This is a genomic window from Synechococcus sp. H60.2, from assembly GCF_047462315.1.
Taxonomy (GTDB): Bacteria; Cyanobacteriota; Cyanobacteriia; order Thermostichales; family Thermostichaceae; genus Thermostichus.
Genome location: NZ_JANSIZ010000035.1, coordinates 20,153 through 28,818, shown reverse-complemented (window position 1 = coordinate 28,818; position 8,666 = coordinate 20,153). Strand labels below are relative to the sequence as shown.

General features: G+C 57.2%; 10 protein-coding genes. 5 read left to right on the top strand and 5 right to left on the bottom strand.

The genetic code is table 11. The annotated features are described in order from the left end of the window. Positions 1 to 274 precede the first annotated feature (274 nt). Complete coding sequence (locus tag NW845_RS07275; RefSeq protein ID WP_414377801.1) at positions 275 to 580, bottom strand: hypothetical protein; 306 nt, start codon at positions 578 to 580, stop codon at positions 275 to 277. Between the two features lie 241 nt (positions 581 to 821). On the opposite strand from NW845_RS07275, the gene NW845_RS07270 reads away from it, so the two are divergent. Beyond that, complete coding sequence (locus NW845_RS07270) at positions 822 to 1,085, top strand: ParB N-terminal domain-containing protein (RefSeq protein ID WP_414366403.1); 264 nt, start codon at positions 822 to 824, stop codon at positions 1,083 to 1,085. 23 nt (positions 1,086 to 1,108) lie between these two features. On the opposite strand, the gene NW845_RS07265 is transcribed toward NW845_RS07270, so the two are convergent. From NW845_RS07265 to NW845_RS07250, 4 genes are all read right to left on the bottom strand, one after another. Then, positions 1,109 to 1,780, bottom strand: coding sequence for a response regulator transcription factor (locus NW845_RS07265; RefSeq protein ID WP_414366405.1), 672 nt, complete (start codon positions 1,778 to 1,780; stop codon positions 1,109 to 1,111). A 180-nt stretch (positions 1,781 to 1,960) separates the two neighbouring features. Further along, entirely contained in the window at positions 1,961 to 2,749 is a 789-nt protein-coding gene (locus tag NW845_RS07260; protein ID WP_414371131.1) for an ABC transporter permease, read from the bottom strand. Next, the gene (cobA, locus tag NW845_RS07255; RefSeq protein WP_414377798.1) at positions 2,746 to 3,504 is read right to left on the bottom strand and encodes a uroporphyrinogen-III C-methyltransferase; all 759 of its coding nucleotides are present in this window, start codon (positions 3,502 to 3,504) and stop codon (positions 2,746 to 2,748) included. The genes NW845_RS07260 and cobA overlap by 4 nt, the downstream gene beginning before the upstream one ends. A 67-nt stretch (positions 3,505 to 3,571) precedes the next feature. Continuing rightward, positions 3,572 to 4,336, bottom strand: a complete 765-nt coding sequence (locus NW845_RS07250) for a sirohydrochlorin chelatase (protein WP_414377797.1) — start codon at positions 4,334 to 4,336, stop codon at positions 3,572 to 3,574. A 143-nt stretch (positions 4,337 to 4,479) separates the two neighbouring features. Here NW845_RS07250 and NW845_RS07245 point away from each other — a divergent pair, with 143 nt between their 5' ends. The 4 genes from NW845_RS07245 (at position 4,480) to NW845_RS07230 (ending at position 8,449) form a co-directional block, all read left to right on the top strand. After that, a complete protein-coding gene (locus tag NW845_RS07245; RefSeq protein ID WP_414332471.1) occupies positions 4,480 to 5,433 on the top strand; it encodes an asparaginase in 954 nt (317 codons plus the stop codon). 72 nt (positions 5,434 to 5,505) lie between these two features. Then, positions 5,506 to 6,273 carry a hypothetical protein gene (locus tag NW845_RS07240; protein WP_414377794.1) on the top strand — a complete coding sequence of 256 codons (768 nt, stop codon included), beginning with the start codon at positions 5,506 to 5,508 and terminating at the stop codon, positions 6,271 to 6,273. Beyond that, positions 6,270 to 7,220, top strand: a complete 951-nt coding sequence (locus tag NW845_RS07235; protein WP_414377791.1) for a hypothetical protein — start codon at positions 6,270 to 6,272, stop codon at positions 7,218 to 7,220. Before NW845_RS07240 ends, NW845_RS07235 begins: the two co-directional genes overlap by 4 nt. Then, positions 7,193 to 8,449, top strand: coding sequence for a BREX system ATP-binding domain-containing protein (locus tag NW845_RS07230; protein ID WP_414377789.1), 1,257 nt, complete (start codon positions 7,193 to 7,195; stop codon positions 8,447 to 8,449). Before NW845_RS07235 ends, NW845_RS07230 begins: the two co-directional genes overlap by 28 nt. Positions 8,450 to 8,666 lie beyond the last annotated feature (217 nt).

The window sequence follows — 8,666 nt, the reverse complement described above, 5'->3', positions numbered from 1 at the left end:
GAAGCGATATATCCAGAATCAGTCAGGAGGCGCTATCCCTCCCCACCCGGGTGGGGAATCCCGCGCCTTACGTTGAACAGCAGCTAAAGCTGCTCTAAGGCTTTCCCGCCCCGCACTACTCGCGCTAGCGGCGCCGAGCGCTGAGTACGGGGCTACAAAGCTACTCTGCTGTGTGTTGCAACCTTCTCCAAACCGGCGCTGACAGCCGTTGACCCCAGCCAGGGAGCAACAGCAGCCATGGCAAGATGGGACATCTGGTCAGGGATCCCAAGTCTCAGCCAAGGCCTGGTCTGGAGAGTCTAGTGAGAATTGCAATAGAACTGACTGCACGGCCACCGTCGGTGGCGGAAGCAATGCGGGAAATCCGGGATCCCGTATCGGCCATGGCCCAGAAGCTGCCGATGCTTTTGGCTGTAGAGGTGCCCAGGAGAAATTCCACTGCATTAGAGTCCGGGGATTGCTCCTGAGCAGCGATCACCACCGCCGCTTCCCCACCTTGCCCAGCCACTGCTGGAGTGGAAGGTTCCGGCGTGGGCTGAGAGGCTTCTGCTGGGCGAGGAGAAGGTGGCTGCAGCGGCATCTCGCCAGGGGAGGTTTGTGGGACCTTGCCAGGGGGTACGGGGGGAGCCTGGCCGGCGATCTTTCCCCAGAAAGCTTGGAGGAGTTGCCACATGGCTAAGTTGGCTCCTGAGCGAAAGGGCAGTGAGGAATGGTGCTATCCTGCCATGCTCTGCCCTGAGAATCCACTCCCTCTGCAAGTCTTGCTAGAGCAAAGTCATAACGAGTATGATTAAGAAGCTTACCTAGGGAGAAAATTCACCATGGCGCACATTCGGGAGATTCCCCTGGCCCAAATTCGTCGCCCCTTGCCGCGGCAGACGGATCCGGAGAAAGTGCAGGCGTTGATGGCTTCCATCGAAGCCATCGGCCTGCAGGAGCCGATCGAGGTTTTGGAAGTGGAGGGAGAGTACTACGGGTTCTCTGGCTGCCACCGCTACGAGGCATTTGTTCGCTTAGGCAGGGAGCGAATTCCCTGCCGGGTGCGCAGGGCAACGCCTGCCGTCTTGAGACTCCACCTGGCCTAGGAGGGATCCCTCTCTCGCCCAGCCTATTTTTTGTCGCCCGACTCTTCCTGGGGGACGTAGCCCCGTTCGTAGGCAAAGCGCACCAGTTGCGAGCGATTTTCCAGAGAAAGCTTGCTGAGGATGTTGGTCAGGTGAGTTTGCACAGTGCGCGGGCTAATGAACAGCTTCTCGCCGATTTGCTTGTTGGTGAGGCCGCGGATCACTTCCCGGAACACCCGCTCTTCGGCGGGGGTGAGGGGAAGCTCGGCTAAGCTGGAGCGGGGGGCGGCTTCGGATTTGGCCTGGGTCTGCTGCTGGATCAGGCGCAGAATCTCCAACTGGGTGCGGCGGGCTCGTTCGATTTGCGCCTCGATTTTGGCCACCAACTCCAGCGGCTCGAAGGGCTTGATGATGTAGTCGTCGGCTCCCCACTCGTAGCCCTGAACGCGGTCGTCCAGCTCACTGCGAGAGGAGAGGAAGATAAAGGGGACGAGTTCGCCGCCCCGCTGTTGGCGCAGTTGCCGGCAAAACTCGAAGCCATCCATTTCCGGCATCACCACATCCGACACCACCACATCCGGCTGCTCTTGGGCAAACAGGCGCAGCCCTTCTACACCCGAAGCGCCCGTACAAACCCGATAGCCATGCTGAGTCAAGTGGCGGCTCAGCACCTTTAAAGAGAGGGGATCGTCATCTACGACCAATACGCGCTTCATGATGACTAGGGGGAGAGGCTGTTGAGGAATGACTAAAGAGATGATCTGAGGGCGCTATTCACCTCTTGCCGCAAGTTTAAGTCCAGATAGGATGCTGGCGATCAACTAACCCCTGCCCCATAATAGTCGTTCCAGAAGCAGTCTTGCTGCCGGCTCAGGCGGACTGGGAAATAGGTTTGTTTAGGCTCCCATCCCGGAGTAGCGTTGCAAACCCTTGCGCCACAGCCAGCGGTTGACCAGCCAAAACAGCCCCAGCCAGGCCAGGCCCATGGCAAAACCGCGCGGGATATCTTGTGGGATCCCCACCCAGAGGCCGGCGGGAAAATGTACCAAGTAGGGAAAGGGCGTCCAGGCCAAGACCTGGCGCACCGCCGGTGGAAACACCTCCAGAGGGGCGATCACCCCCGACAAAAACAGGTACACCAAGAAATGAAGCTGCTCCAGAGCCGATATCCGCTCCACCCAAAAGGCCAGCAGCGCCAGGGTGTACTGCATAAGAAAGCGCAGGGCAAAAGCCAACAGAATGGCCAGGGATCCCAGTGCCACCTGTTGCCAAGACGGGATCCAAAAAGCACGGGGGTAGAGCAGGAAAAAGAAGGCAATCAAAGCTATGGTAAAGGGGAGACGGGCCAGGCGCTCCATCAGGTGGCTGGCGACGTGGTGCCAAGCGGGATCCAGAGGCTGCAACAGACGCGGCGATAACTTGCCTTCGACGACCTCCCGCTCAAAGTCCCAGATTACCCAGGTGATGCTGAACTGGCGCACCAGGAACACGGCCAGAAAATAGCGGCTGAACTCCAGGGAAGAGAGCGAGAAATCTCCTGAACGGGCGGCTTCGCTCCAGAGCCCCATCATGATCAAGGGCAGGGATCCGGCCAACACCCACAGGATCAGCTCCGCCCGGTACTCCAGCATGTAGGCGTAGTAGGCGGCAAAGAGCGCCCTCAGCTTGCGAAAAAAGGCGTTCATTGAGGCTCTGAAGGGGCAAGCGGACATAGAGTGGGCAACAGGCCGGCCAGATTGACCACCGCTCCCACCACGACAATGGCGGGCGGTGCTACAGGCGAGGGCTGACCGGCTAGAGTCTCCAAACGGAGCAGATGAATCTCTTGCTCCGGCGTGGTGCCCCAGCGGATCAGGGCAACGGGGGTGTCGGGAGCTTTGCCGCCGGCCAACAATTCGGCGGCGATGTGGCCGAGGTTGTGCATACCCATGTAGATCACCAAGGTTTCTACGGCCTCGGCTAGGGCACGCCAATTGACCTGGGGGCGGTATTTCCCTACCGCCTCATGGCCGGTTACGAAGGCAACCGAGGAGCTGAGGTCGCGATGGGTGAGTGGGATCCCAGCATAGGCGCTGGCGGCCATGCCCGCCGTAATTCCCGGCACCACTTCCACCGGGATCCCGGCCTGCACCAGGGCCAGCATCTCCTCGCCCCCCCGCCCGAAGATGAAGGGATCCCCGCCCTTGAGGCGCACCACCACGGCTGCCGTCTGGGCTTTCTCGATCAGCAAGGCCGTGATCTGCTCCTGCGGGAGGGTATGGGCGCCACATTGCTTGCCAGCGTAGATTCGTTCTGCCGTTGGGGGGATCAAATTTAAAATTGCGGATCCCACCAGGGCATCGTAGATGACCACGTCCGCATGGGCAAGCAGCGCTTTGCCCTTCACCGTCAGCAGTCCCGGATCCCCAGGCCCTGCCCCCACCAGATACACTTTGCCCATCTCAAATCCCAATAGCTTGTCGGAAATATCTATTCTGCTGGAACAAGACAGTTTTGACCAACCAACCCTACTTCCCGGTCAGACAGGCCGTCTGCAGGGTCTCCTGGATGGCCTGTACCACCTGGGGATCCCGCCAGAGGGGCGGCTCCACCGTAATCTGCAGCAAGGGCCATTCTCGCTGTAGCCGCTGAGCTTGTTCTTGTAAAGCGCGCAGCAGACCGCCCGGAAAAAGAAAAAACGGCAGCACCCGCAGGCGATACTGGCTCAGACGCAGGCAATGGATTACAGCCGCTTCCAGTGTCGGGGGCTGGGCGGCAAAAGCCAGGTGGATGGGGATTCCGGGCAGGCGCTGTTCCAGAGCTTGGATCCCGGCCTGGAGCTGGGCGGCAAATCCCGGCAGGCGGCTGCCATGGCCAAATAGGATCCAGCCGTGGGTCAGTTCCCCCAACCGCTGCGCCGCAACCACGCGAGCCGCCACCAAATCGAGCAGGGCTGGGTGCTGGCCGATGGGGGGCGTCAGCAGCAACTGCAGGCGCGGCCAGCGAGCTTGAACCTGCTCCACCGCAGCCGGCAAATCCTCCTCCACATGGGATCCCCCGCCCATAAACAGCGACAGCAGCACCACCGGCCCATCGACTCTATCCAGACAGGAGGCCAATTGTCTGTGAATCTGCTCTGCCAAGGTCAGGGGCTGACCTTCCAACTGGGCCAGCTCCACCGGCTGAGGAGCCAGCCGCTGCCGCACGCGGGCCAGCAAATCCGCCGCCGCCTGTTGGTATTCCGGATCCCGGCTGCCGTGACAAACCAAAAACACCAGTGGAGCTAAGGACATGGCAGAAGTCAGGGATCCAGAGGCAACTGTTCTATTTTGCTACTTAGAAAGGTTCCGACAACGTCTCGCGCCGGATCTGCGCGTATGATTTGATTAAAGTACACATCCTTTTTTCAGACTCGTCGGCCCTTTCCCAGGATTTCATGTCATTTGAGAATCGTTCCACCACCCCCGAGCTGTTGATCCATGTTTTGCGGGAAGGGTTGACCGAATCTATCCATCATTGCCAAGCGGTCGTGGCCGATAGCCGCGGGCGCTCCCTGGCCATGGCCGGCAACAGCACCACCCCTGTTTTTGCCCGTTCTGCGCTCAAACCCTTCCAAGCGCTGGCCATGCTCTCCACCGGCATCCGCGAGCGCTACCGCCTCAGCGAGAAGGATATCGCCATTATGTGCGGATCCCATCAGGGCACCACGGCCCATGCGCGGCAGGTGTTCAGCATGCTCTGGCGCGCCGACCTGTCTCCCGAGCTGCTGGTCTGCCCCACCCCACCCGGCAAGCCCAGCCCCCTGTGCCACAACTGCTCCGGCAAGCATGCTGGCATGCTGCTAGCAAGCCGCGCCCAGAACTGGACCCTGCCGGACTACGCCCAGCGGCAACACCCCGTTCAGGCCCTGGTGCGGGCTAAGTTGGCGGATCTATTGCAGATGCCCTCGGAAGAGTTTTTGTTTGCCCGCGATGACTGCGGCGTGCCCACCTACCAACTGCAACTGAACCATTTGGCCTCTCTATTTGCCCAACTGACTGCCGGCGAGCGGCCCGACTTGGAGGCCATCGCCCGCGCCATGACCCACCACCCGGAAATGGTGGCCGGACAGGGATGTTTCGATACAGAATTGATGCGGGCTACCCAGGGAGAGCTGGTCAGCAAGTCCGGCGCCGAAGGGATCCAGTGCATTGGGCGCGTCGGAGAGGGGATGGGCCTGGCCATCAAGGTACAGGATGGGGCCGCGCGGGCCAAATATGCCTTGGCTTTGCACCTGCTGCAGCGCATGGGCTGGATCCAACCTGCCGCTGCCGAAATGCTAGGGGAGCGCTTCCTCGCCGTCGGCCCCTACACCCGCCTGGAGGTGGAAGGGGAGCTGCGCATGCCCTGAGCAATCCAAGCGGGGCTGAGTCTTGCATCTTACTCCCTGGCAGTGCTACCTTGTCAAAAAATTGGAAGAAAAATGTTTGAAGAGTCTTTCAAAGCTCTTGACGGCGAGCTGGCCAGCTTGGTTGAGCTAACTAAGAAAGTGACGAAAGCGGTAGGCAGTGCCCAAGCTGCTAGCAGAAGGGGAGATCTCCAAGCAGTAAACCGCCAGGTAGAAAGCTGCGGCTCTGCCCTCAACAAGGCTCTCTCCCAAGTGGAGCTGGTGAGGCGAGCTCTTGAACAAGCCCAGCAAGCTTTGTCCACCTCCTCCCTCGAAGACCTGGCCCGCGAAGTGGGGGAACGGGTAGACCAGCCCTGGCTTCCTACCGAGAATCCCAACATTTTTGTGGCCTTTCCTGCCTTAGTGCACTTCGCCAGAGAGGGGGTACGTATCGACCGCAAGATTTTCCGATCCCAGCGGCCCAGTGCTATTGCTGAGGCGATCAAGCGAGCAAGAGCCGCCAAGAGCAAAGAGACTGATCCCCAGGCTGTCCTTCAGCTCATTTGGAAGGCAGCAAGAATTGCGTCAGGCTACCTGAGAAAGCGTGTGGAGCAACTGCCTAACTCCATAAGTGTAGCTGCGCGAGATGTCTTCGATGTTCTCCACCTCAATAACTCAGACTACACAGAAGCAGAATTTACGCGACATCTTTACCTTCTAGATCGAAACCCAATCAACAATGTGGATGGCTATCGCTTGATCTTCTCTGCATCTACAGGCACGCGCTCAGGTCGCTGCTATCGCATTCGCGATGAACGCGGTGAGGAACATATTTACTATCTTTTGGAGTTTGAGCGTCTATGAGTGGGGAAACCCAGAGTCGTCTACAGCTTGATTTATGGCTGCGTTGTCTTGAGAAAGACTACCTGGGATCCTTCATCCCTGCGGGTGGTGCAACCGTCAAGCTAGCTGTCGTCCCAAAAGATTCCTACTCCCACCTCTACAAATCTCTTCAGGAAAAGCTATCTCTTTCTTCTTTTCGGCTTTTTGATCTAAGCGAAGAGCGCATCAATCTACATTCAATTGAGAATTTTTGGTTTGCCCTTGCTCAGAGGGTAGACTGGGAATCTTTTGCCAGAGAACTGCGCTATAGCATTCTCAGAAAAATTGGATATTCCCCCAGCTCAGAACTTCAAGACTGCACTTTAGAGGAACTGGCAGAGCTTTACCAAGTTGAGGCCCGCGAGATCAACATACAGTTCCAGCGAGAAATTAAGAAGCTGATTTTTCAGGACTACTCTCTGGCTCTCGACTTTCGCAAGGCTATTTCCCGTCTTATCTACGAGCCTCTCCAAAGTCCAGGCACTCTAGAAGGTTTGTGCCTTGCGGTTCAGGAGTGGCTCAAAGGCACACTGAAATCTATTAGTCAAGTGCGTGGGGCAGCTATTTTTCGAAGAATTGATAGGACAAGTTCTCGAGAGATCCTACTTTCTTTTCTGAGGCTTTTCACGCGCCAGCTCGGTTGGACAGCAATTCTTGTCAGTCTGTTTCATTACTACGAGCGAAGAGAAAATGGACGTCCAATCTTCACTCGTAGGCAAATTATTGAGCTTTACGAAACCTTGCGAGAGTTTATCGATGCAGAGAGTAAGCTTGAGAAAACAGTCCTAATCTTCATGGCTCCTCTAGACTTTATTGAATCAGAACTTTTGTCCTACCATAAGTACCGGGCCTTGCAAACTCGAATTGAGAACGAGGTATATTCTCCCAATTATCCCAATCCTTGTACAACTATGGTTCAACTTCAATGAGCGCATCACTTGTAGCCCGACGAGCGATTGAAGCGCTGCGAAACGGTGTTCCCAATCCATTTGCGGTTGCAGAACTTGGCTCTTGGCAACAAGAGGTCGAAGAGAAGTTTTGGGAATTATGCAACGCCCCCAGCTTAGAGCCTGGGGGGATGCTCGTGAAGGGGGACTTTGGAACTGGTAAGTCTCATCTTCTACTAACTCTGCAGGAAAAAGCAAAGAAGCAGGGTTTTGCCACCTCGTTGGTCGTCATCTCTAAAGAGCTGCCTCTTGGCAATCCTAGTCGCCTAATTCCCCGCATCCTTGCCGAAATCGAACTCCCTGACATGGCTGAGCGCGGGCTCCAAGGCATTGCAGGTCGTCTGCAGTACAAACAGCCTTCTTTCCAGGAGTTCCAGCTTTGGGTTAACCAATGGCGATTTGGAGAGGGCTGGTGGCCGGCTACTCTAGCTTTACACCAAAGGCTAGAGGGTGACGATGAGAAACTAGATGCTATTGTCCGCTTTTGGGCCGGTGAACCCACCCTGAGGCTCTCAGAGGTGCGGCAGAGACTTCGGGATCACGGTCTGGCAGGGGCTCACTCCGTCGGCAAGCTACCTCCTGCGGAAAGTCTGCACTGGCAGCGCCTGGCTTTTTCTGCTCAGCTATGTCGGGCCATAGGGCTCAGGGGCTTGGTGGTTTTGGTGGATGAGATCGAGCTGATTGCACAGTACAGCATCCTGCAGCGGGTCAAGTCCTACCGCGTTCTTGGCCACTTGTTTGGCAGGGAAACTTTACCTGAAGAACTAAAAGCAGCTCCGCTAATTCTAGTGGGAGCAGTAACCCGCGACTTTGAGAAGTCTATCTTGCAGGAAAAAGGGGATTGGGAGAAGGCGCCTGAGATGGCGCGCCAGAAGCATGTTTCTGAGGAAGCTGTAAGGGCCGGCATGGAGGCCATTCGGCGGGCTATCCCCCTCCGTTCCTGTTCGGAAGCTCAGGTGGCCATTCAAGCGATGTTGCACAAGGTGGCGGATCTCTACCAGAAAGCCTACCCTGATTGGGTACGGCCATCACTGTCTGAGCTCCCTCCTCTTTACGGCACAACTACCGTGCGGTCAATTATTCGCCGTTGGATTACTGAGTGGGATGTGCGCCGGTACTACAACCCTACTGGTACAGTTCAGATTGAGGAAGACAAAGCGACTGGACACACCCCTACGGAAGAGATCCAAGAACTGGAAGAGGAAGCTTAAGCAAGCCTAGGTGCTCCTCAAACTTAATCGGCGGGAAGCCCCGCACTGTATGGGTGAAGAGCCAATCAGTGTCGGGATGAAAGCCGTTCGTGCTACAAGTGAGGCGAACAAGTTCAATCTCTGGAGAGTTTCCCGCCGTGGGTTGCACGGTGGCAGCACGCTGAGACCTCTGTACCAACAAGTCTGGGAAGCGTGAAGCCGTACGCTATCGGTTCGC

Excerpts from the sequence above, each read along its gene's own strand:
- NW845_RS07240 (WP_414377794.1), top strand. The coding sequence starts at position 5,506 with ATGTTTGAAGAGTCTTTCAAAGCTCTTGACGGCGAGCTGGCCAGCTTG.
- NW845_RS07270 (WP_414366403.1), top strand. The coding sequence starts at position 822 with ATGGCGCACATTCGGGAGATTCCCCTGGCCCAAATTCGTCGCCCCTTG.
- NW845_RS07265 (WP_414366405.1), bottom strand. The coding sequence starts at position 1,780 with ATGAAGCGCGTATTGGTCGTAGATGACGATCCCCTCTCTTTAAAGGTG.
- NW845_RS07275 (WP_414377801.1), bottom strand. The coding sequence starts at position 580 with ATGCCGCTGCAGCCACCTTCTCCTCGCCCAGCAGAAGCCTCTCAGCCC.
- NW845_RS07250 (WP_414377797.1), bottom strand. The coding sequence starts at position 4,336 with ATGTCCTTAGCTCCACTGGTGTTTTTGGTTTGTCACGGCAGCCGGGAT.
- NW845_RS07245 (WP_414332471.1), top strand. The coding sequence starts at position 4,480 with ATGTCATTTGAGAATCGTTCCACCACCCCCGAGCTGTTGATCCATGTT.
- NW845_RS07235 (WP_414377791.1), top strand. The coding sequence starts at position 6,270 with ATGAGTGGGGAAACCCAGAGTCGTCTACAGCTTGATTTATGGCTGCGT.
- cobA (WP_414377798.1), bottom strand. The coding sequence starts at position 3,504 with ATGGGCAAAGTGTATCTGGTGGGGGCAGGGCCTGGGGATCCGGGACTG.
- NW845_RS07260 (WP_414371131.1), bottom strand. The coding sequence starts at position 2,749 with ATGAACGCCTTTTTTCGCAAGCTGAGGGCGCTCTTTGCCGCCTACTAC.